This window comes from Kitasatospora sp. NPDC057965, assembly GCF_042887135.1.
Lineage (GTDB): Bacteria > Actinomycetota > Actinomycetes > Streptomycetales > Streptomycetaceae > Kitasatospora.
On record NZ_JBHVPZ010000005.1, the window covers coordinates 308,421 to 332,245 of the forward strand.

The window sequence follows — 23,825 nt, forward strand, 5'->3', positions numbered from 1 at the left end:
TGTCCGCTACCAGCGGATCGAGTCGATCAGCGCCGCGTGCAGCTGGGGGGTGCAGGCGGCGATGCAGGAGCGCTGGTTCAGCGGGCCGATGTCCAGCAGCAGGGTGTCCCGCAGCGGTTTGCCGTAGGCGTCGGTGATGGTGACCCCGGCGCGTTCCGCCAGGTACACCGAGGCCGCGATGTCGTACGGGAACAGGTGCAGGATGCTCCCGTGGCCGACCCGGCGGAAGTCCGCCTCGGTGGCGGGGCGGTCGCGCAGCAGCCGGTTGCCGATGTCGACGTAGGCGTCCGTCTGGCCGGTGATGATGCGGGAGATGGAGAAGGAGGCGCTGTTGAACACGTACACGCCGCCGGTGTTGGCCGAGGCGTCGATGAGGTGGCCGTAGGCGTCGGTCATCAGTGCCGCCGGGTGGCCGTTGAACTCCAGCGACCAGAACATCCGCTCGGGCTCGGTGACGGCGGACAGCCGGGGCACCGGCGCGGGGAAGCCGCCGGACTCGATGCCGGTGCCGTCGGCGTCGGCGTACAGCCAGTGGCCGGTCTTGATCTCCTGGAGCATCGCGTACCGGATGTCGCCGATGGTGGGCGCCTCGGTGAAGGGGGCCGCGGCGATGGAGACGCAGGCCATCTCCAGGTCGGCGGCGGCGCCGCGGGTGCCGTCGACGGGGTCGATGACCAGCACGTGCCCGGGCGCCCGGCCGATGGTGCGCAGCCCTTCGCTCTCGGTGTAGACGGCCACCGGCTCGCCGCGCTCGCGCAGGAAGTCCCAGGCGGCCCGTTCGGCGAGCACGTCGACCGGGAACTCGGCGTCCCCGCCCTTCGCCGTGCCCGCCACGTAGCGGCTGCCGACCTCGTGCAGACCCTCGCGCACGGCCGTCCGGATGCGCCCGGACAGCTCCTGGACGAGGCCCCTCATGATGCGGCCTCCAGGAAGAGCCGTTCCAGCAGATCGCACATCTCGTCCGCCTCCTGACGGGTCATGATCAGCGCCGGGCGGACCTTGAGCACATTGCCGTGCCCGTAGAGGGAGGTCCGCAGCAGCAGTCCGTGGTCCAGGCCGCGTTCGGCGAGGTGGTTGGTGAGCGCGGGGTCGGGGCGGCCGTCGCGGTCCACGATGTCGATGCCGATCATCAGCCCGACGCCGCGGACCTCCTGGACGAACGGCACCCTGGTGGCGAGGGCGCGCAGCCGCTCCAGGACGTGGCCGCCGACGTCGCGCACGTTCTCCAGGAAGCCGGGGCGGCCGATGATCTCGACGGTCTTCAGGGCGGCCGCGGCGGCCAGTACGTTGCCGCCGAAGGTCGAGTTGATGTGGTGTCCCTCCACCCCGGTCAGCCGCTCCTCGGTCAGGATGCCGGCGATGGGCATGCCCGCGCCGCCGAGGCCCTTGCCGAAGGTCATCAGGTGCGGGGCGACGCCGAAGTGGTCGGCGGCGAACATCCGGCCGGTGCGCCCGAACCCGGTCTGGATCTCGTCGAAGACCAGCAGGATGCCGCGCTCCTCGCAGAGGTCCTTGAGCGCCTGCAGATAGCCGTCCGGCGGAACGACGTTGCCGCCGTTGCCGCTGATCGGCTCCAGCACCACGCAGGCCACCCGGCCGGTGCTCGCGTAGTCGATGAAGTCGTTGATCCGCTCGACGCACAGCAGGCCGCAGGTGGCCCGCTCCTGCCGGTAGAAGCAGCGCAGGCAGTGCGGGTCGGGGACGTGCACGACGCCGGGCAGGTGGGAGGGGAAGGGGGCGCGCCGGAAGGCCGCGCCGGAGGCGCCGATCATGCCGAGGGTCTGGCCGAGGTGGCCGCGGAAGAGCGTGACCACGTCGGACTTGCCGGTGTGCACCTGGGCGATCTTGACGGCGCTCTCGTTGGCGTCGGAGCCGCTCGCCGACTTCAGGTGCACCCGGGTGAGGTTCGCCGGCGAGACCTCGGCCAGCTTCGCCACCAGGGCGTTCAGCGGCTCGGTCTGGAACTTGGAGGTGACGTGGATCAGCCGGCCGGCCTGTTCGCGGACCACCTCCACGATCTCGGGGTGCGCGTAACCCAGGCTCAGGTTGAACGTCCCCGAGGAGCAGTCGAGATAGCGCCGGCCGTCGTCGGCCCGGAGGTACACGCCCTCGCCGCCGACCACCCGGAGGTCGTCCGGCCGGTAGTAGTAGTGCCGCAGCGCCGATCCGGCCTCCCCGTCGGGCGGAGCCTTCGGTGCGGCGGTGCGTGCTGCGGTGCGTGCCGCGGTCCTCGTCTGTCGCATCGGTCTTCCTCCGATCGCTCCGACAATTCCTGGCAGATCGACCTGCTCGAACGATTCGAACCGCAGATCCGCCTCCTGGAGATCGAGCGCGGCGGTCATCGCGTTCGGTATCGCGACGCACCTGATTCCGGCCCTTTTCGCGGCGCGTACGCCGCTGGGGGAATCCTCGAACGCCACCGCCCGCTCGGCGGGAATTCCCAGCGAGGCCAGCGCCGCGACATAGAGATCCGGTTCCGGTTTCGCGCCGGCGCGGTTCCCGTCGGCGCACTGGACGGTGCTCCAACCCTCGGCCACACCGCACTGCCGCGCATATTCGGCGACCCATTCCCGGGTGGAGTTGCTGACGATCCCCCGGGAGATCCCCAGGGCGTCGACCGCACCGAGGATCCGGTGCACGCCGGGCCTGCCGCACAGCCCGCCGAGCAGTTCGCGCTGCCGCCGGTGGACCCGTTCCTGCAGCTCACGGCGGTCCGCCGTGCATCCGGTGGCCCGTTCGAGCCGCGTCCACAGCTCGGACCCGATGGTGCCGACGAGCGACGACCACACCTCGACCGGGAGCCGGTGGCCGAATTCCAGGAAAACCTCCGCGTGCGCGCGGAATATCTCGGACTCCGGATCCCACAGCGTCCCGTCGAAATCGAAGAGAAACGCATCCACGTCCTTCATCCACGGACACCTCCGTCGAGCGGCGGACGGCCGCGCGGCCAGGGGTCGGTGCACGGAGCCGAGGCACCGAGCGTCCATCATCGCCGAGCCGCTCCGCTCCCGCCATTCATGGTTCGTCGACGCACCCACGATCGGCGGACAAAACGGTGCGGGGGCGCGCGGATGGTGCTCGGCTTGGAGTGGCGCCGGCGACGGGCCGTCGCGAGAGTCGAGGAACGATGGACGAGGACACCCGCTCCGCCGGTTCGGCGGCTCCCCCGACCGGTACGGCGGCTCCCCCGGGCAGCGGGCCACGGGTCGCCGTGGTGGGGCACGTCGAATGGACCACGATCGCCGGTCTCGACGAGGTCCCCGCCGCCGGCGAGGTGACCCACGCCGACCGGCTCTGGCAGGGCCCGGCCGGCGGAGGCGCGGTGGCGGCCGTCCGGCTCGCCGAACTGGCCGGCACCTGCACCTTCTTCACCGCCCTCGGCGACGACCACGCCGGGCGGCGGTCGCGCGCCGAACTCGAACGCCGCGGCGTCCAGGTCCTGGCCGCCACCAGGCCCGGCCCCACCCGGACGGCGGTGAGCATGGTCGACCGCTCCGGGGAGCGCACCACCGTCACCCTCGGCGAACGCCTGCAGCCGGCCGCGGCCGATCCCGTCGACTGGGAGCAACTGGCCCACTACGACGCGGTGTTCTTCACCGCAGGGGACCCCGCCCTGCTGCGCCGGGCACGCCGGGCCTCGGTCCTCGTGGTGACCGCGCGGGAGTTCGGCACCGTACGGGAGTCCGGCGTCAGGGTCGACGCGCTGATCGGCAGCGGCGCCGACCCGGCCGAGCGCTGCGACCCGGCGCTGCTGCGCAGCCTGCCGGACCTGGTGGTCCGCACCGAGGGCCGGCGCGGCGGCGTCTTCACCCGCAACGACCAGCCGCCCCGGCGCTACCGGCCCGCCCGCGCACCGGGCCCCCTGGTGGACACCTACGGGGTCGGGGACAACTTCGCGGCCGTCCTCACCTACGCGCTCGCCACCGGCGCGACCACGGCCGAGGCCCTCGACCTCGCCGCCCGGCACGGCGCGGCCTGCACCACGCAGCGCGGCCCGTTCGCGGCCCGGCCCGCCCCTCGGCGACGGGCGGTCGGGGTATGAGGACGGGCGCGCGCGCCGTGCCCACGGGCAAGCGGATCCTGCTGCTGTGGGACATCGACGGCACACTGATCGACGGCGCCCACGTCGTCGGGTCGATCTACCCGCTCGCCTTCGAACGGCTCACCGGCCGGCCGGCCCGCCACCGCGTCGCCATCGCCGGGCGGACCGAACTCGACATCATGGACGAGCTGTTCGCCCGGCACGGCGTCGACCCACCCGCACCGGAACGGGTCGGCGCCGAGCTCTCCGCCCAGCTGCGCCGGCGGGCCGCCGAGCTGCGGACCGTCGGACGGACCCTGCCCGGCGCCGCCGAGGCCCTGCGGGCCCTGGGCGCCCGGCCCGAGGTGGCCCAGTCCGTGCTGACCGGGAACCTGCGGGACAACGCCGCGCTCAAACTGGGACTGTTCGGACTGGCGGGGTTCGTGGATCCCGCCGTCGGCGCGTACGGCAACGACGGCCGCGAGCGGGCCGCGCTGCTCCCGGTCGCCCGGCGGCGCGCGACGGCCGCCCACGGAACCGACTTCGCCGCCGACGCCACCGTCCTGATCGGCGACACCCCTCGGGACGTGCACACGGGGCGCAGCGGTGGGGCGCGGGTGATCGCCGTCGCCTCCGGCGCGAGCAGCGCCGAGGTGCTGCGGCAGGCGGGGGCGGACGTGGTGCTGGCGGACCTCCGCGACACCGCCGCGGTGGTCCGGGCCGTCCGGGCGCCGGGGCCGGCCGTGCGGAGCCCGCGATGAACGGCGGCCCCCGCCCGGTCGGCCTGGTCTCGGTCGTCATGCCCGCGCGCAACGCCGAGACGACGCTGGCCGCGCAGCTGGAGGCACTGTGCGCGCAGACCTATCCGGATCCGTGGGAGGTGGTCGTCGTCGAGAACGGATCCGGCGACGGCACCCGCGCGCTGCTGCGGCGCTGGCAGCGGCGGATGCCGCGGCTGCGGGTGACCGTCACCGACGAGCCCGGCGTCAACCGCGCCCGCAACCTCGGCTGCCGGCGGGCCGACGGCGAGTTCGTGCTGCTCTGCGACGCGGACGACATCGCGGCCCCCGGCTGGGTGGCCGGGATGGTCGACGCCCTGCGTTCCAGCCCGGCCGTCGGCGGCGCGCTGGAACGCCGGCTGCTCAACGGGCCGGTGGCCCTCGCCGCGCGGCCGGCGAAGAAGTCCCCCGCACTGCTCGACACCTTCGGCTTCCTGCCCTACCCGGCGGGCGCCAACTGCGGGTTCCACAAGGAGCTGTGGAGCCGGCTGGGCGGCTTCGACGAGAGCTACCGGGGCGGCGGCGACGACACCGAGTTCTTCTGGCGCGCCCAACTGGCCGGGTACCGGCTGGCCTTCGCCCCGCACGCCGTCGTGCACTACCGGCACCGCGGCGACACCCGGTCCATCGTCCGCCAGTCCTACGGCTACGGGCGCTCGCACCCCAAGCTGTACCGCGACTTCGCCGCCCACGGCATGCCCTGCTCGCGGCCGGGCGACGCGGCCGGCGCCTGGTGGGCACTGCTGCGCCGCTCCGTCGACCTGCTCGGCCCCGCCGACCGGCGCGCCGCCCTGCTGGCCCAGCTCGCCCTGCGCGCGGGCCGCGCCGTCGGCAGCGCCAGACACCGGCGGTGCTACCTGTGACCCGCCCCCGGTCGGCTGAACAGGTGCCGGTCGGCCGGCCTTCCGTCGACGACGGCACCGTGCGACGACAGCGTGTGGAGGAACCATGACAGCCACGACCCCCGGCCCCGCGAGCGGCCCGATCGTCCTCGGTGTGGACCCGGAGCCCGGGCCGATGGCCACCGCCTGGGCCGCCGACGAGGCCGAGCGCCGTGGGCTCCCGCTGCGGCTGGTGCACGCCGTCCCGTCGCCGGCCCGGGAGTTCCGTCCCTCCGACGAGGGCTCCTACCACAAGGCGCTGCGCGCCCGCGCCGACGAGGCGCTCGACCGGGCGGCGGCCGAGGCCCGGGCGCGTCATCCCGGGCTGGCGGTGACCACGGTGGTCGAGGAGGACGTCCCGGCGCCGGCGCTCTGCCGGGAGTCGGCGCGCGCCTCGCTGGTGGTGCTCGGCACCCGGCGGCTGAGCCGGGTCGCGGAGGTGCTCAGCCTGGCCTCGGTGACCGTCCCGGTGAGCGCGCAGGCCCGCTGTCCGGTGGTGGTCGTGCTCGGACCGGAGCACTCCACCCAGGAGCCGCCCGTCGTGGTGGCCGGTGTGGACGGCAGCCCCGCCTCGGTGACCGCCCTGCGGTTCGCGCTGGACCTCGCCGCGCGGCGCGGGGCCGCGCTGCGCGCCGTCCGGGTCCGGCCGCGCGCCGCCTTCGACCGGACCGATCCGTTCACCGCCGAGGGGGAACTGCGGCGGGCGCTGATCGCCACCACGGAGGAACCGCACGCGCGGCACCCCGAGGTCGATCTCACCCACGAGGTGCTGCACGGCCACCCGGTGGAGGAACTCGCGCGGGTGTCCGAGCACGCGCTCGCCGTCGTGGTCGGCCGGCGCGGCGACGGCGGGTTCACCGGCATGCGGATGGGCTCCGTCCCGCACGGGCTGCTGCGGCGGGCCCGCTGCCCCGTGATCACCGTCCCGGAACCGCCGGAGGGCGGACGCTGACCGGTCCGGCCGACCGGTGCGGCGCCCGCCCTCCGGCGGTGGCGAACCCTCAGATCGCCAGGTCGCGGCGGTCCAGCAGGGCGAAGGCGGCGACCAGCCCGGTCACGCCCACGCCGCAGAGGACGGCGAGCGAGGACCAGGGGACGGTGCCGTGGGCCAGCGCGTCGCCGGGCGTGTAGTAGTGGAAGGGGCTGAGGTAGCGCAGCGGCGCGGCCGGCTCCCAGGCGAGGGCCACGAAGTTGAGCGCGAAGCCGACCGCGCCGAACGCGACGGCGGCCCCGATCACGTGCGCCCGGCGCCGGCTCACCGCCGAGACGGCCAGCACCGGCCCGGTCAGGCAGAGCGTGAAGCCGCACCCGAGCAGTCCCGCGGCGAACACCCCGCCGATCGGGACGGCGGCCCGCAGGTCGGCCGAGAGCGCGACCCCGAGCGCCACCGTGGCGGTGGCCGCCGCGTTCAGCAGGACGGAGGCGGCGGCGAGCGCGGCGGTGCGCTCGGCCAGCAGCCGGCGGCGGGAGACCGGGCGGGTCATCAGCAGCTCGATGGTGCCGGACTCGACGTCGGCGGCGACGGCGGCCGCGCCCAGCGCTCCGATCGCGGTCAGCTGGAGCGCGATCCAGAACGGGTGGGTGAGTCCGGCGCCGAGCAGGCCGGCGTAACTGGCGATGGAGACGTCCCCGTTGGAGCCGCTGAACGCCTTGAAGGCGTCCGGCGGGTTCTTCCCGCCGCCGAACAGGTCGGTGGGCGGCACGGTCCCGGTGATCACGACGATCAGGGCCTCGAAGACGACCATGCCGAACACCAGCGAGAGCAGCATCCGGCGGCGGCGGTGCAGGGCGAGCCAGACCAGGGGAAGCCGTCGGCTGACGGTGGCCCGGCTCATGACCGCTGCTCCGGGTCGGTGCCGGTGTCGCGGTGGGCGTCGGTGCCGGGCACCGCGGGTGGTCCGGACGGACCGGGCGGCGCGGGCGGGTCCTCCGGCTCCTCGCGGGTGCGGTAGAGGTCGAGGAAGGCCTCGTCCAGACCGGCCTCCTCGACGGTGAGGTCGCCGACCGGCAGGGCCGCGAGCAGTTCGCGGACCGCCCGTACGACGTCGTCCGGCGGCACCAGGAGCTCCACCCGCGAGCCGTCCCAGCGCGGGGACCAGCGCTCGGCCGCGCCCAGCGGCCGCTCGCCCCGCCCGTCGGTCAGCACCAGCCGGATCCGCCGGGCCCGGGCCTGCCGCAGGGCGGCCACCGACTGGACGGCGACCAGCCGCCCGCCGCGGATGATCGCCACCCGGCCGCAGGCCCGCTGCACCTCGGGCAGGACGTGGCTGGAGAGCAGCACCGTACGGCCGGCCGCGGTCTCCTCGGCGAGGAGTTCGAAGAAGACCTCCTGGACCAGCGGGTCCAGCCCCTCGGTGGGCTCGTCGAGCACGGTGAGGGCCGGCCGGTGCTGCAGCGCCTGGACGAGGCCCAGCTTCTGCTTCATGCCCCGCGAGTACGCCCCCACCGTCTTGTCCAGGTCGGCCCGGCTCAGCTTCAGCCGGGCGCAGAGCTCGGCCTGCCGCGGCGCGCTCGCGCCCTGGAGGTTCGCCAGCAGGTCCAGCGTCTGGCGGCCGGTGAGTTCGGGGTAGAGCCGCAGCTCGCCCGGGAGGTAGCCGATGGACGGCGACACCCGGCGGTGGTCGGCCACCGGGTCCAGGCCCAGCACCCGGACCGCGCCGGCACTCGGCTTCAGCAGCCCGACCAGGCAGCGCAGCGTGGTGGTCTTCCCCGCGCCGTTGGGCCCGAGCAGGCCGAACACCTCGCCCGCGCCGATGTCGAGGTCCAGGCCGTCGACGCCGACGCTGCGCCCGTAGCGCTTGGTCAGCGATCTGAGCTCGATCACCGCCGTACCCTCAGCGGACATGCTCCACCTCCCGTGATGAGCGCGGCTCCATGGTTCCCGCGCCGGGCCGCCGCGAACCGGACTGCCGCTCCCCCACCCTGCCCCGCGCCCGGCCCGCGCGCACGGGCCGAACGGCCCAGCCCGCCGGGCCGGTGGTACCGGGTGGCGGGCCGGTGGTACCGGGTGGCGGCGCGTCCGGTGGTGGGACGGCGGGGCGCCGTCGGGCGCGGGACGGCCGGTGTCCGGGGCGGCCCGGTTAGCCTGTGGCCCGCCGACGAAGCCTCATGCGGTTCATTCGGTGAATGCAATCGCCTTGAACAGTAATGCTTTTAATAAGTCTTTAGGCTCACCTGCCTTCCTCGGCGGCGGCAGAAGCACCAGGCTTTCGCACTGTTTCCGCCGGAAGGCGCGACCGCGCCGCCGGCTCCGCACGGAGAGGACTTCACGTGCCCAAGAGGCGACGTAGCAAGCTTCTGCTGAGCGCCGTCACACTGACGGCCCTGGGGCTGACCACCACCCAGGCGCTCGCCGCGCCGCCCGACACGCCCGGACAGCGTCCGCACCAGGCCCGGCACCAGGCCGAGATCGGGCAGAAGCACGCGCAGAAGGTCCGGGGCGCCGGCGCCACCGGCCCGTCGCTCACCGCCGGGTCCGCGGCGCCCGGCGAGGACGAGGGCGACGAGGCGGAGAACTCCGCCGAGGGCACCGCGCAGTACACCGAGGCCCGCACCGCGCCCGGCGTGGTCGCGCCCGGCGCCTACGGCGCGGCCTGGGCCCAGCTCCAGTCGCTGCCGCACACCGGCGGCACCTGGGACCACGTCACCGACAAGCCCTACAACTCCGACGACCCGCGCTACCGCGACGTCAACTCCAACTCCAGCGGCGGCTCCGGCTACGTGACCGGCCGGATCACCGGGATCGCCGCCGACGCCGACGGCCACGTCTACGCGGGCGGCGCCAACGGCGGGGTGTTCCGCTCCCGCACCGGCGGCGGCCAGTGGCAGTCCATCTCGGACCGCCTCCCCTCGCTCTCCACCGGCACCCTGGACCTGGACGCCGGCGGACGCCTCTGGTACGCCACCGGCGAGTCCAACACCGGCGCCACCTCGTACGTCGGCACCGGCGTCTACGTGCTCGCCGACCCCGCGCACGGCGAGTTCCAGCCCGGCGACCGGGTCGGCGGCGCCGAACTGGAGTCGACCGTCATCCACGCGCTGCGGTTCGGCGGCGCCAAGGTGTGGGCGGCCACCAGCCGGGGCGTCTGGAGCCACTCGACGACCGACCTGTCCGGCCCGTGGACCCTGGAGTTCGCCCCCAACCCCGACTACCTGCCCGGCGGTTCGAAGGCCTCCGACCCGTCCGCGCCGTACCGGAACATCGCCAACGACATCGCCGTCGACCCCAAGGACCCGTCCAAGGTCGTCCTCGCCGTCGGCTGGCGCGGCGGCGACACCTACAACGGCTTCTACGGCAAGGCCGCCGACGGCAGCTGGCAGCGGATCGGCTCGCTCGGCGAGCTGCCCACCGACGCCGCGAACGTCGGCAACGTGACCTTCGCCGCCTCCGCGGACGGCTCCCGCTACTACGCCATCGACCAGTCCCCGGCGGTCGCGGCGAGCGACCCGGACACCGGCCTCAAGGGCGTCTACGTCTCCCGGTCCGGCTCCCCGTTCGGGCCGTGGACCCTGATCGCGGACAAGGACAAGCTCAAGAACTCCGGCTCCGCGCTCCAGGGCGAGGGCTACCAGCCCGGCATCCAGGCCTGGTACAACCAGTTCCTGCAGGTCGACCCGGCCGACCCGGAGCACGTCTACGCGGGCCTGGAGGAGGTCTTCGAGAGCAGGAACGGCGGCTCCTCCTGGACCGTCCCGGGCCCGTACTGGAACTTCGGCTTCCCCTGCTGGAGCATCGACCCGGCCAAGCAGACCGGCGACTGCTCGCCGACCACCCACTCCGACCAGCACGCCGTCGCCATCGGCACGGACAAGGGCAGGCCCACCGTGTACGTCGGCAACGACGGCGGCGTCTACAGCCGCCCGGTCGACGGCGCTGCCGACGCCTCCGGCCACGCCACAGACTGGAAGTCCCTGGCCGACGGCACCATCGACACCCTTCAGTACTACTCGGTCGGCGTCGGCAAGGACCCGGCGGACCGCTCGGGCCGGGGCGTGATCGTCAGCGGCGGCCTGCAGGACAACGGGGAGTCCGTCCTGCGCGCCCGCGACAAGGTGATGGGTTCCAACTTCGGCGGTGACGGCGCCGACACCCTCGTCGACCCGGAGAACGGCTGCAACATCGCCGAGGAGTACGTCTACCTCGACGTCTGGGTCACCCAGAACTGCGCCGTCAACAACGGCGCCTGGACCACCGACCCGGCCAAGGCCACCTCCTACGAGGTCGCCCCGCCGGACAAGGAGAGCAACGCCGCGCGCTTCATCGCGCCGCTCACCAGCGACCCGAAGGACGTCAAGACCTGGATCGCGGGCGGCCGGCACGTCTGGGTGCAGCACAACGGCTACGCGATCCGCAGCGGCGAGGAGTGGACCAGCGCCTACGACCTGGGCGAGGGCCACGTCGCCACCGCCGTGGCGACCGTCCGCGGGACCGTGTACGCGGGCTGGTGCGGCCCCTGCAACAACCAGGGCTTCAGCCGCGGCATCGCGGTCGGGCGCACCGACGGCACCGGCTGGCACCAGCTGAACCTGCCGGTCGAGGGCACGCTGCCGAACCGCTACATCTCCTCCTTCGCCGTCGACGAGAGCAACGCCCAGCACGTCTTCGTCGCCTTCAACGGCTTCTCCCGGACCTGGACCGAGGGCCCCGGCGCGGGCGTCGGCCACGTCTTCGAGACCCGTGACGGCGGCGCCACCTGGACCGACGTGTCGGCCAACCTGCCCGACGTCCCCGCCACCTCGGTGCGGATCCTGCCCAACGGCGGCCTGGCCCTCGGCACCGACCTCGCCGCCTTCTACCGCGCCCCCGGCACCGCCGACTGGCGCGTCCTGGGCCGCAACCTGCCCACCACCGCGGTGCAGCAGCTCAGGACCGGCCCCGACGGCAAGCTCTACGCCGCCACCTTCGGGCGCGGCATCCGGTCCTTCGACCTGCGCCGCCTCGGCCACGGCCGCTACGACGAGACGGAGGACTGACCGCTCCTCCGCTTCCCCGGTCCGGCCCGCGGGGCGTTCGAACGCTCCGCGGGCCGGGCCGCCGTGCTGCCCTGCACGGGTGCGACAGCGACCGTACGCATCGGGGCAAATCCCGCTCCGCACCCGCCCATAGCCTCGTGGGCCGAGTACCCGAGCAGCACCGAGAGCAGGGAGCGAGACCATGGCGGCAGTGGCGACGGAGGAGACCCCGGTGCGGGGACCGGAACCGGAGGTGGCCGGGGCGGCGGCGCGCACGGACGCGCCGGAGGCCGGCGGCGGCTCCGCGCCCGACCTGCACGCGATGACACGGATCACCCTGCGGCCCATCGCCTCACCGATGCCGCTGGGCTTCTTCACGGTGGCCATCTCCTCCGCCGTGGCCAGCAGCCTTCAGCTCGGCCTGATCGACGGGGCGTACCGGCAGGCCGTGGGGCTCACCCTCTTCGCCGCCTTCGTGCTCCAACTGCTGGTCAGCATCCTCGCGTTCGGCGCCCGGGACGTCATCGCCGCGACGCTGATGGCTGGCTTCGCCGGTGCCTGGCTGTCCAACGGCCTGGTGATGGCGAGCAACGCCCACGGCGGGACGCACGTGCTGGGGGTGATGAACCTGGCGTTCACGGTCTTCGCCGCGCTGATGGCCTCGGTGGCGCGGCCCAAGCGGGTGCTGTGGGTGCTCCTGATGATCGCCGTACCGCGCTACTTCGTCGCCGGCCTCCACGGGGTCACGGGCGTGCACTGGCTGGGCCAGGCCGCCGGGGCGTTCGGCATGCTGCTCGCGGCGGTCGCGATGTACGCCGCCCACGCCCTGCTGCTGGAGGAGCTCCGGGGCAAGGAGGTGCTGTGGATCGGGCGCAGCGGTCCCGTGCAGGAGGCCATGCACGCGGCGCTGCCCGGCCAGCTGCGGCGGCTGGAGACGCAGGCGGGGGTGCGCCGGACCCTGTAGCGGTCGGCGCGGGGCGGGGCCCCGGTCGGCCCGGAGCGGGGGTGCCGCTCCGGGCCGTCAGGTGGCGCGGGGGCCGGTCACTCAGGGCGCGGCCAGGCGGTCGGTCATCACCTTGATGACCGCGGCCTGGTGGTCGGCCAGGTAGAAGTGGCCGCCGGGGAAGACCCGCAGGTCGAAGCGGTCCTCGGTGTGGTCGGCCCAGGCGGCGGCCTCGTCGACGGTGACCTTGGGGTCGTCGTCGCCGACCAGGGCGACCAGCGGGCAGCGCAGGGCCTCGCCGGGCTCGTAGACGTAGGTCTCGGCGGCCCGGTAGTCGGCGCGGGTGGCGGGCAGGATCATGCGCAGGATCTCCTCGTCGCCCAGCAGCCGGGCATCGGTGCCGCTGAGACCGCGCATATCGGCGATCAGGCCGTCGTCGTCGCGCAGGTGCACCGTCTCGGTGCGATGGGTGGAGGGGGCGCGGCGGCCGGAGGCGAAGAGCGCGGCCGCGACCAGCCCCTTGTCCCGTTCCAGGCGGCGGGCGACCTCGAACGCCAGGGTGGCGCCCAGGCTGTGGCCGAAGAACGCCAACGGCCGGTCGATCCACGGCAGGAGCGCGGCGGCGATCCGGTCGGCGAGCTCGGGGACGGTGTCGAGCAGCGGTTCGGTGCGGCGGTCCTGGCGTCCGGGGTACTGGACGCACAGGACGTCCACGGACTGCGGCATCGCCCGGGCGACCGGGAGGAAGAAGCTCGCGGAGCCGCCGGCGTGCGGCAGGCAGACCAGGCGGACCTCGGCGTCCGGGCGCGGGTCGAACCTGCGGATCCACCGGTCGGCGTCAACGGGAGGGTTCACGGGAGGTGTTGTTCCTTCGGTCGTGGGTGGCAGGGGGGTGCGGGCGGAGGGCGCGCGGCCGGTGGTGGTCACTCGCCCACCGGGCCGATCCCGTCCAGCCACGCGTCGACCGCCGCGGCGGCCTCGTCGGCATGACGCTCCATCAGGGTGTAGTGGTTGCCGGAGACTTCGGTCACGGTCTGGGCGTGCTCGGGGGCGGCGGGGCGGTCGTCGGTGTCCGCGTCGTCCCGGGCCATCCACTCCGCGGCCCGGACCACCAGCGTCGGGGCCGCGGCCCGCGGGGCGTCCCAGTCCTCGAAGATCCGCAGGTAGCCGCCCATCGCGGTGAGCTGGGTGCTCGGCGCGGAGACGAAGCCGAAGCGCTCCGACTGCCCCTCCACCACCGCCGACTGGAAGCGCTCGCCCATCCGCTCGCGCCGGGTGAAGCTGTCCAGCATGACGATTCCGGCCACCGGACGGCCGAGCCGCTCCAGGTGGCAGGCGACCGCGTGCGCGACCCAGCCGCCGGAGGAGTAGCCGAGCAGCACCACCGGCCCGCGGCTCACGGAACGTTCGATGGCCGTGGTGTGCACCTCGACCAGCGCGGCGACGTCCTCGGGCAGCGCCTCGCCCGGGACGAAGCCCGGCTCGGGCAGCGCCCAGATGCCGCGCCGGCCGCCGAACGCGGCGGCGAAGCGGGCGTACTGGTGGACCCCCGACGGCGCCATGTACGGCCCCAGGCAGACGAGTTGCGGTCCGTCCTGGCCCTGCGCGAAGCGCACCGGCGTGGGCAGGTGGTCGGCGGCCGACGCGGCGGTGAAGACCGGGCGCAGCCGGGCGGCGGCGGTGACCAACTCGATCCCCTCGGCCATCCGGCCGAGTTCGCCGGCCCGGCGGTAGAGCGAGACGAGCAGGTCCTGCGACTCCGGCGACTCCGACTCCCGGGGCGCCCGGGGGTCCACGGGCTCCTGGGTCCGGGGCTGCGGCGACTCCGGCCCGCCGCGCTCCGCCAGGAGCGACAGCAGCCGCCGTCCGACCTCGGCCGGGGTGCGGTGGTCGAAGGCCAGCGTGCTCGGCAGCCGCAGGCCGCTGGCCCGGCTGAGCCGCTTGCCGAACTCGACCGCGGTGAGCGAGTCGAAGCCCAGCTCCAGGAAGACGTGCTGGGCCTGGACCGCCTCCTTCGAGGGGTGGCCGAGCACGGCGGCGGCCTCGCCACGGACGAACTCCACGATCTCCGAGGCGTGTTCGGTGGCGTCCAGCCCGGCCAGCCGGCGCAGCAGCGGCGGCTCGGCACCGTCCTCGGCGGTGTCCCCGCCCTCCCGGGCGGCGAGCATCCGGGCCACCTCGGGCAGTTCGCCGATCAGCGGGCTGGGCCGGGCCGCGGTGAAGCCCGGGACGAAGCGCTCCCAGTCCACGGCGGCCACCACCAGCGTGGTGTCCTCGTTCTCCACCGCGCGGCGCAGCGCCAGCACCGCCGGCTCGGGGCTCATCGGCTCCAGACCGCGCAGCCGCAGGCGCTCCCCGGCGGCCGCGTCGACCATGCCGCCGCCGCCCCAGGCGCCCCAGGCGATGGAGGTGGCGGCCAGCCCGCGGGCGCGGCGGTCCTCGGCCAGCGCGTCCACGAAGGCGTTGGCGGCCGCGTAGCCGGCCTGGGCGCCGCTGCCCCAGGCGGCGGCGCCGGAGGAGAACAGCACGAACGCGTCCAGCGGGCGCTCGCCCAGCAGCTCGTCCAGGTGAGCGGCGCCCAGCGCCTTCGCGCCCAGCACGGCGGCCAGGTCCGCCTCGGTGGTGTCCGCGAGCAGTGCGGGCGCGCCGCCCACTCCGGCGGCGTGCACCACGGCGCTGAGCGGCGCCAGGTCGTCCAGCGAGGCCACCAGCTCGGCCACCGCCGCCCGGTCGGCCAGGTCGCACGCGGTGATCGTCACCTTGGCGCCGAGCGCCTCCAGTTCGGCGCGCAGCCGCTCGGCGCCCGCCGCGTCGGCCCCGCCGCGACTGGCCAGCACCAGGTGCTCGGCGCCGTCGGCCGCGAGCCCGCGGGCCACCTGGCCGCCGATGAAGCCGGTGCCGCCGGTCACCAGCACGGTGCCGCGCACCCGCCAGGGCCTGACGGGGGCGCCGGCCGGGCGCGGGGCCCGCACCATCCGCCGGGCGTACGTCCCCTCGGCCCGCACCGCGACCTGGTCCTCGGCCGTGGTTCCGGCGAGCACGGCGGCCAGGCGGCGGGCGATCCGGCCGTCCGTGGCCGCGGCGCCGGCGGGCAGGTCGACCAGGCCGCCCCAGCGGGCGGGCAGCTCCAGGGCGGCGACCCGCCCCAGGGCCCAGACCTGCGCCTGGGCGGTGCCGCGCGACGGAGCGAGGGCGCCGGTGTCGAGCGCGGTGGTGTCGTGGGCGGTGGTGTCGAGCGCGGTGGTGTCGTGGGCGCCGGTGGAGACCGCCGCGCGGGTGGCGCACCACAGCGGGGCCGGGACGCCGGCGTCGCCGAGCGCCTGCACCACCGTCAGGGTGCCGCCCAGGCCCCGGGACAGGCCCGGGTGGTCGGGGTGGGGCCGCTGGTCGAGCGCGAGCAGCGACAGCACGCCGCCGGGGCCGCGCTCGCCGAGGCCGTCGGCGGCTTCGTGCAGCCGCCCGGCCAGCGCCGCCCGGTCCTCGCCGTCGGCCACCGTCAACCGGACGACCTCGGCGCCGTGCCCGGCCAGGGCGTTCAACACCAGCTCGACGGCGGGATCGGCCGCCGGCTCCTGCGGCAGCAGCACCAGCCAGGTCCCGGCCGACGCGGGCGGCGCCGGCTCCGGGAGCACCTGCCAGTCGATCCGGTACCGCCAGCCGTCCGCCGCGGACTCCTCGCGGCGGCGCCGGTGCCAGGAGGAGAGCGCGGGCAGGGCCGAGCGCAGCGTGGCGTCCTCCGCCAGCCCGAGGTCCCCGGCCAGCGCCGCCAGGTCCTCGCGCTCGACGGTCGCCCAGAACTCGGCGTCCACCGCCGGGCCCGCCGCCGGCTCGGCGGGCCGGCCGGCCGCCGCCTCCAGCCAGTAGCGCCGACGCTGGAAGGGGTAGGTCGGCAGGTCCACCTGCCGGGCGTCCCAGCCGGCGAAGACCGCGGACCAGTCGGGCCGCACGCCGTTGGCCTGCGCCTCGCCCAGCGAGGTCAGGAAGCGCCGGGGGCCGCCGTCGCGGCGCCGCAGGGTGGGCACCACGACCGGTGGCAGGCCGCGCCGCGCGCCGGCGGTCCGCGCCCGGTCCTCCTCCTGGGTGACGGCGTCGATGGTCTCCTGGAGGCCGAAGGCCAGCACCGGGTGCGGGCTGACCTCGACGAAGACCTGGTGACCGTCGTCCAGCAGCCGCCGGGTGGCCTGCTCGAACCGCACGGTGCGGCGCAGGTTGCGGTACCAGTACTCGGCGTCCAGTACCGCGCCCTCGATCAGCTCGCCGGTGACGGTGGAGTGGAAGGGCACGACCGGCGCCTTCGGGGTGATCCCGGCGAGCATGCCGGCGAGTTCCTCGCGCAGGACCTCGACCTGGGGGCAGTGCGAGGGGCAGTCGACCCGGACGCGCTTGGCCGCCACCCCCTCGGCCTCGCAGGCGGCCAGCAGCTCGTCCACGGCGTCGAGGTCGCCGGCGACCACCACGCTGCGCGGGCCGTTGACCGCGGCGATGCTCAGCCGCCCCTGCCACCGCTCCAGGCGCCCGGCGGTCTCCGCCTCCGGCAGCGGCACCGAGACCATGCCGCCCGGCAGCCTGGCGAGCAGCCGGCTGCGCAGCGCCACGATCCGCGCGCCGTCCTCCAGCGACAGCGCGCCCGCGCAGCAGGCGGCCGCGATCTCGCCCTGCGAGTGCCCCACCACGGCGGCGGGCCGCACCCCGCACGAGCGCCACAGCTCGGCGAGCGACACCATGACGGCCCAGAGCACCGGCTGGACCACGTCGATCCGGTCGAACCCGGGCGCGCCGGGTGCCTCGCGCAGCACGTCCTCCACCCGCCAGTCGACGAACGGGGCCAGCGCCCGGGAGCAGGCGGCGACGCTGTCCCGGAACACCGGGGAGCCGCCGAGCAGCTCGACGGCCATGCCGGACCACTGGGAGCCCTGGCCGGGGAAGACGAACACCGCCTTCGGCTCGCCGCCGGCGGTGCCGCGCGCGACCAGGCGATCGGAGCCGCCGCTCGCCAGCGCCTCCAGCCCGGCGGTCAGCTCCGCCCGGTCGGCGCCCACCACGACCGCCCGCTGCTCGAAGGCCGAGCGCGTGGTGGCCAGCGAGTGGCCGAGGTCCTGGACGCGCAGCTCGGGCCGGGCGCGCAGCAGCGAGGCGAGCGAGGCCGCCTGCTCCTCCAGCGCACCGACCGTCCGGGCGGCCAGCGGCAGGGCCACCGCCACCGGCTCCAGCGGCACCTGGCGCGCGACGGCCTCGGCCGCCGGTACGGGTGCGGGGGTGTCGGCCGGCGGGGCCGGGCGCGCGGCGGGAGGCTCCTCGATGATCACATGGGCGTTGGTGCCGCTCATCCCGAAGGAGGAGACGCCGGCCCGGCGGGGCCGGTCCCGCTCCGGCCAGTCGACGGCCTCGGTCAGCAGCCGCACCGCCCCGGCCGACCAGTCGACGTGCGGGGTGGGCTCGTCGACGTGCAGGGTCTTCGGCAGCAGCCCGTGCCGCAGGGCCTGGACCATCTTGATGATGCCGCCGACCCCGGCCGCCGCCTGGGTGTGTCCGATGTTGGACTTCAACGAGCCCAGCCACAGCGGACGTTCCCCGGACCGGTCCTGGCCGTAGGTCGCCAGCAGCGCCTGCGCCTCGATCGGGTCGCCCAGCGTGGTGCCCGTGCCGTGCGCCTCCACCACGTCGACCTGGTCCGCGCTCAGGCCGGCGCCGGCCAGCGCCCGGCGGATCACCCGCTGCTGGGCGGGACCGTTCGGGGCGGTCAGGCCGTTGGACGCGCCGTCCTGGTTGATCGCGCTGCCGCGCACCACCGCCAGCACGCGGTGACCGTTGCGCTCGGCGTCCGAGAGCCGCTCCACGAGCAGCAGGCCGACGCCCTCACCCCAGCCGGTGCCGTCCGCCGCCGCCGCGAAGGCCTTGCAGCGGCCGTCGGCGGCGAGCGCGCGCTGGCGGCCGAACTCCACGAACGCGCCGGAGTTGGACATCACCGTGACGCCGCCGGCCAGCGCCATCGTGCACTCGCCCTGGCGCAGCGACTGGACGGCCATGTGCAGGGCCACCAGCGAGGAGGAGCAGGCGGTGTCCACCGTGACGGCCGGGCCCTCCAGGCCGAAGGTGTAGGAGATCCGCCCCGACACCACGCTGGCCGCGTTGCCGGTGCCCAGGTAGCCCACCACGTCCTCCGAGACCTCCAGGCCGCGCTGGAGGTAGTCCTGGTAGCCGGTGCCGACGAACACGCCGGTGGAACTGCCGCGTACCGTCGTCGGGTCGATCCCCGCCCGCTCGAACAGTTCCCAGGAGGTCTCCAGCAGCAGGCGCTGCTGCGGGTCCATCGCCACCGCCTCGCGCGGCGAGATGCCGAAGAAGGCGGCGTCGAAGTCGGGCATGTCGTGGAGGAAGCCGCCGGAGCGCGCGTAGGTGGTGCCCGGGTGGTCGGGGTCCGGGTGGTAGAGCGCGTCCAGGTCCCAGCCGCGGTTGGCGGGGAACGCCGACATCGCGTCGGTCTCCGCCGCCACCAGCTGCCACAGGTCCTCGGGGCTGCGCACGCCCCCGGGGTAGCGGCAGCTCATCGCCACGATCGCGATCGGCTCGTCGTCGGCGCGCACGGTCCCGTCGCTGTGCCCGTCGCCGGCGTCGGACTCGGGGGCCGAGCCCAGCAGTTCGACCAGCAGCAGGCCCGCCAGCGCGACGGCCGTGGGGTGGTCGAACACCACGGTGGTGGACAGCCGCACCCCGGTGACCCGGGTCAGCCGGTCGCGCAGCTCCACGGCGGTCAGCGAGTCGAAGCCAAGCTCCCGGAACGGCCGGCCGGGTTCGACCAGGTGGGGACCGCGCAGCCCGAGCACGGCGGCCGCCTCGGCGCGGACCAGCTCCACCAGGGTGCGGTCCCGCTCGGCGGGCTCGGCGGTGGCGAGGGTGCGGCGCAGCCCGGCGGCCTCCTCGGAGAGGTCGTCGGGGCGTGCTTCGGCGGCCGTCCTCAGGGCCGCCCGGGCCTCCGGCAGGTCCGCCAGCAGCGGGCCGGGGCGGGCCACGGTGAACGCCGGCGCGAACCGCTCCCACGCGACGTCGGCCACGGTCACGGCGGTCTCGCCGCGCTCCAGCAGCCCGGCCAGCGCGGCGATCGCGGCGTCCGGCGCCATCGGCCGCAGGCCCCGCCGGCGCAGGCCGTCGGCGACCTCGGCGGAACCGGCCATGCCCGACTCGGCCCACGGGCCCCAGGCGACGGCGGTGGCCGCCAGACCGCGGGCCCGGCGCGCCTGGGCCAGCGCGTCCAGGTGGGCGTTCGCGGCGCTGTACGCGCCCTGGCCGCCGCCGCCCCAGACCCCGGCGATCGAGGAGAAGAGCACGAACGCGTCCAGCTCGCGCCCGCCCAGCAGCTCGTCCAGATGGGCCGCGCCGGCGGCCTTCGCCGCGACCACGGCGGCGAAGGCCGCCGGGTCGGTGTCGGCGAGCATCGCCGCGGTGTCGACGCCGGCCGTGTGGACCACGGCGGTCAGCGGGTGCTCCGCCGGGAGTCCGGCCAGCAGCCGCGCCAGCGCCTCCCGGTCCGTCACGTCGCAGGCGGCGATCGTCACGCGGGCGCCGGCGGCCTCCAGCTCGGCGCGCAGCTCGTCGGCGCCCGGGGCGGCGGGGCCGCGCCGGCTGGTCAGCACCAGGTGCTCGGCGCCGCGGCCGGCCAGCCAGCGGGCGACGTGGCCGCCGAGCGCGCCGGTGCCGCCGGTGACCAGGACGGTGCCGCGCGGCGTCCACCCGTCGGCGGGCCGTGCGGCGGACGGGCCGTCGGCGGGCTGTGCGGTGGGCGTGAGGCGGGTCAGCCGCCGGGCCAGGACGGCGTCGGCGCGGACGGCCACCTGGTCCTCGTCGCCGTCCGCCGTGAGGACGGCGACCAGCCGGGTCAGCGCCCGCGCGTCGGCGTCCGACGGCAGGTCGACCAGGCCGCCCCAGCGGTCGGGGTGCTCCAGGGCGGCGACCCGGCCGAGGCCCCAGATCTGTGCCCGGGCCGGATCGGTCGGCTCGTCGGACCCGCCGACGGAGACCGCGCCCCGGGTCACGCACCAGAGCGGCGCCTCGACGTCCGCGTCGCCCAGGGCCTGCACCAGGGTGAGGGTCGGCGCCACGCCGGCGGGCAGTGCGGCGTCCGCCGCCGCGCTCCCCCGGTCGTCGCCCAGGGCCAGCAGCGAGACGACGGTGCGCGGCGGCGTCCCGCCGTCGGCGGCCTCGCGCAGGCGGGCGGCGAGGGTCCCGCGGTCCGCGGACTCGTCGACCTCCAGTCGTGCGACCTGCGCGCCTCGTGCCGCCAGGGCCGCCTGCAGCGCGTCGCCGGTGGCCCGCGCGCCCGTGTCGGTGGGCGTCAGGAGCAGCCAGCGTCCCTGGGCCGTGAGGGGCGCGGCATCCGTGGCGTCCGTCGCGTCCGGCAGCGGGGTCCAGGTGACCTCGTACTCCCAGTGGTCCGCCGCCGACTGCTCGCGCTGCTCGCGGGCGGCCGACTCCAGCCAGTACGACTCGCGCTGGAAGGCGTAGGTCGGCAGGTCGATCCGGCGGGCGTCGGTGCCGGCGAGAACGGCCTCCCAGTCGAGGGTGATGCCGTGGGTGTGGAGCCGGGCGAGGGCGGTGGTGAAGGCCTCGGCCTCGGCGCGGTCGGCACGCAGGGCCGGGACGGCGACGGCGTCCGTGTCGGCCAGGGCCTCCTGGACCATCGGGGTCAGGCCGCCGGGGCCGACCTCCAGGAACGCCGTCGTTCCCTGGCCTTCCAGGGTCTGCACGGCGTCGGCGAACCGGACGGCCTGGCGGACGTGCCGCACCCAGTAGTCGGGGTCGGCCAACTCCTCGACGGTGACAAGGTTTCCGGTGAGGGTGGAGACGATCGGGCGGGTCGGCTCGGAGAAGGTGACACGCTGCGCGACCTCGCGGAAGCGGGCCAGCATCGGCTCCATCAGCGGCGAATGGAAGGCGTGCGAGACAGCGAGCCGATGCGTGCGACGGCCGTCGGCCGCGAGCAGCTCGGCGACCTCCGTCACGGCCTCCTCGGCACCCGAAAGGACCACCGAAGAAGGGCCGTTGACCGCGGCGATACCCACCAGGTCCTCACGGCCGGCCAGCAGCGGCACCACCTCGTGCTCGGCGGCCCGGACCGCCACCATCGCGCCGCCGGGCGGCAGTTCCTGCATCAACCGGCCACGCGCCACCACCAGTTCGGCAGCGTCCGCCAACGAGAGGACACCGGCCACGTGGACGGCGGCGAACTCGCCGATCGAATGACCGGCCAGGAAGTCCGCCCGCACACCCCACGATTCGACGAGCCGGAACAGGGCGACCTCGATCGCGAACAGCGCCGGCTGGGTGAACTCCGTCCGGTCCAGAAGTTCCGCGTCCTCGCCGAACACCACCGCACGCAACGGCCGTTCGAGGTGAGCGTCCACGGCGGCGCAGACCTCGTCGAAGGCCGCCGCGAACACCGGGAACGACGCGTGCAGCTCACGCCCCATCCCCGGCCGCTGACTCCCCTGCCCCGAGAACAGGAACGCCGGCCCGCCGTCCCGGCCGGTCACCCCCTGGACGACGTGCGGCGCCGCGGTCCCCGCGGCCACCGCCCGGACGCCGTCGAGGAGTTCGACGAGGTCCGAGCCGACCACCACGGCACGGTGCTCCAGCGCGGCCCGCGAGGTCGCCAAGGTGTGGGCGACGTCGACCGGCCGGACGTCGGGCAGGCCGATCACGTGCGAGAGCAGCCGCTCCGCCTGCCCGCGCAGGGCGGCCCGGCTGCGCGCGGAGACCACCCAGGGCAGCGGCCTCGCCACCGGCGGGGCGGGCACCGGCGCGGAGCCGGCCAACGGGTCGTCGTCCGCCACGGGGACGGCCGGGGCCTGCTCGATGATGGTGTGCGCGTTGGTGCCGCTGACACCGAAGGAGGAGACGGCGGCGCGCCGCGGACGCTCGCCCGCCGGCCAGGCCACCGGCTCGGTCAGCAGTCGCACCGCCCCGGTCGACCAGTCGATGTGCGGGGACGGCCGCTCCGCGTGCAGGGTCCTGGGCAGCACCTCGTGCCGGAGCGCCTGGACCATCTTGATGATGCCGCCGACCCCGGCCGCCGCCTGGGTGTGACCGATGTTGGACTTCAACGAGCCAAGCCACAGCGGACGTTCCCCGGGCCGGTCCTGGCCGTAGGTCGCCAGCAGCGCCTGCGCCTCGATCGGGTCGCCCAGCGTGGTGCCCGTGCCGTGCGCCTCCACCACGTCGACGTCCGCCGCCGACAGCCCGGCGCTCGCCAGTGCCTGCCGGATCACCCGCTGCTGGGCGGGGCCGTTGGGCGCGGTCAGGCCGTTGGAGGCGCCGTCCTGGTTCACCGCGCTGCCGCGCACCACGGCAAGCACCGGGTGCCCGTTGCGCCGCGCGTCGGAGAGCCGCTCGACCAGCAGCATGCCGACGCCCTCGCCCCAGCCCGTGCCGTCCGCCTCGGCGGCGAAGGACTTGCAGCGGCCGTCCACGGCGAGGCCCTGCTGACGGCTGAACTCGGTGAACATCCCGGTGCTCGCCATGACCGCCGCGCCGCCGGCCAGCGCGAGCGTGCACTCCCGCCGGCGCAGCGCCTGGATCGCCAGGTGCAGGGCGACCAGCGAGGAGGAGCAGGCGGTGTCCACGGTCAGCGCCGGGCCTTCGAGCCCGAAGGTGTAGGAGAGCCGGCCGGAGGCGACGCTCGGCGCCGTGCCGGTCAGCAGGAAGCCCTCCAGCTCCTGGGCGTTCTCGGCGTCGCCCGCGTACCCCTGGTAGGCGAGGCCGACGAAGACGCCGGTGTTGGAGCCCCTGACCGAGACGGGGTCGATTCCCGCGCGCTCGAAGGCCTCCCAGGCGACCTCCAGGAGCAGCCGCTGCTGCGGGTCGGTGGCCAGCGCCTCACGCGGTGAGATCCCGAAGAAGCCGGGGTCGAACTCCCCGGCCCCGTGCAGGAATCCGCCCTCCCGGGTATAGCACTTCCCCGGGGTGGCCGGGTCCGGGTCGTAGAGCCCGTCGAGGTCCCAGCCGCGGTTGTCGGGGAAGCCGGAGACCGCGTCGCCGCCGCGCTCGACCAACTGCCAGAGCTCTTCCGGGCTGTTGACCTGCCCGGGGTAGCGGCAGCCCATCGCCACGATGGCGATCGGGTCCTGGTCCTTGGCCTCGGCCTCCTGCAACCGGCGCCGGGTCTGCTTGAGATCGGCCGTCACGCGCTTGAGGTAGTCGAGCAGCTTCTGCTCATTCTGCATGTCTCGTTCACCCGCCATGTGAGTCAGGAAGTG

General features: G+C 75.3%; 11 protein-coding genes and 1 pseudogene. 6 read left to right on the plus strand and 6 right to left on the minus strand.

The genetic code is table 11. From position 1 onward, the window contains the following. Positions 1–6 precede the first annotated feature (6 nt). A complete protein-coding gene (locus ACFVVU_RS08810; RefSeq protein WP_380686673.1) occupies positions 7–915 on the minus strand; it encodes an inositol monophosphatase family protein in 909 nt (302 codons plus the stop codon). Continuing rightward, a complete protein-coding gene (locus tag ACFVVU_RS08815; protein WP_387788838.1) occupies positions 912–2,909 on the minus strand; it encodes an aminotransferase class III-fold pyridoxal phosphate-dependent enzyme in 1,998 nt (665 codons plus the stop codon). The genes ACFVVU_RS08810 and ACFVVU_RS08815 overlap by 4 nt, the downstream gene beginning before the upstream one ends. A gap of 218 nt (positions 2,910–3,127) precedes the next feature. Here ACFVVU_RS08815 and ACFVVU_RS08820 point away from each other — a divergent pair, with 218 nt between their 5' ends. The 4 genes from ACFVVU_RS08820 to ACFVVU_RS08835 all read left to right on the plus strand — a co-directional run bounded on the left by ACFVVU_RS08820 (position 3,128) and on the right by ACFVVU_RS08835 (position 6,633). Continuing rightward, entirely contained in the window at positions 3,128–4,042 is a 915-nt protein-coding gene (locus ACFVVU_RS08820) for a PfkB family carbohydrate kinase (protein ID WP_387788839.1), read from the plus strand. Positions 4,043–4,059: 17 nt separating this feature from the next. Next, the gene (locus tag ACFVVU_RS08825) at positions 4,060–4,782 is read left to right on the plus strand and encodes an HAD family hydrolase (RefSeq protein WP_387788840.1); all 723 of its coding nucleotides are present in this window, start codon (positions 4,060–4,062) and stop codon (positions 4,780–4,782) included. Continuing rightward, the gene (locus tag ACFVVU_RS08830) at positions 4,779–5,663 is read left to right on the plus strand and encodes a glycosyltransferase family 2 protein (RefSeq protein WP_387788841.1); all 885 of its coding nucleotides are present in this window, start codon (positions 4,779–4,781) and stop codon (positions 5,661–5,663) included. The genes ACFVVU_RS08825 and ACFVVU_RS08830 overlap by 4 nt, the downstream gene beginning before the upstream one ends. Before the next feature lie 85 nt (positions 5,664–5,748). Further along, positions 5,749–6,633: a universal stress protein gene (locus ACFVVU_RS08835; RefSeq protein ID WP_387788842.1), complete on the plus strand. Its 885-nt coding sequence runs from the start codon at positions 5,749–5,751 to the stop codon at positions 6,631–6,633. A gap of 49 nt (positions 6,634–6,682) precedes the next feature. On the opposite strand, the gene ACFVVU_RS08840 is transcribed toward ACFVVU_RS08835, so the two are convergent. Continuing rightward, positions 6,683–7,516 carry an ABC transporter permease subunit gene (locus ACFVVU_RS08840; protein WP_387788843.1) on the minus strand — a complete coding sequence of 278 codons (834 nt, stop codon included), beginning with the start codon at positions 7,514–7,516 and terminating at the stop codon, positions 6,683–6,685. After that, entirely contained in the window at positions 7,513–8,526 is a 1,014-nt protein-coding gene (locus ACFVVU_RS08845) for an ABC transporter ATP-binding protein (protein ID WP_387788844.1), read from the minus strand. The genes ACFVVU_RS08840 and ACFVVU_RS08845 overlap by 4 nt, the downstream gene beginning before the upstream one ends. Positions 8,527–8,951: 425 nt before the next feature. Here ACFVVU_RS08845 and ACFVVU_RS08850 point away from each other — a divergent pair, with 425 nt between their 5' ends. Both ACFVVU_RS08850 and ACFVVU_RS08855 read left to right on the plus strand, forming a co-directional pair. Further along, the gene (locus ACFVVU_RS08850; RefSeq protein WP_387788845.1) at positions 8,952–11,654 is read left to right on the plus strand and encodes a glycosyl hydrolase; all 2,703 of its coding nucleotides are present in this window, start codon (positions 8,952–8,954) and stop codon (positions 11,652–11,654) included. 181 nt (positions 11,655–11,835) lie between these two features. Continuing rightward, entirely contained in the window at positions 11,836–12,597 is a 762-nt protein-coding gene (locus tag ACFVVU_RS08855; RefSeq protein ID WP_380689590.1) for a GPR1/FUN34/YaaH family transporter, read from the plus strand. An 81-nt stretch (positions 12,598–12,678) separates the two neighbouring features. On the opposite strand, the gene ACFVVU_RS08860 is transcribed toward ACFVVU_RS08855, so the two are convergent. Beyond that, positions 12,679–13,431 carry a thioesterase II family protein gene (locus ACFVVU_RS08860; protein ID WP_380689588.1) on the minus strand — a complete coding sequence of 251 codons (753 nt, stop codon included), beginning with the start codon at positions 13,429–13,431 and terminating at the stop codon, positions 12,679–12,681. 68 nt (positions 13,432–13,499) lie between these two features. Beyond that, positions 13,500–23,792: pseudogene (locus ACFVVU_RS08865) on the minus strand (type I polyketide synthase); the annotation flags it as partial. Positions 23,793–23,825: the final 33 nt, after the last annotated feature.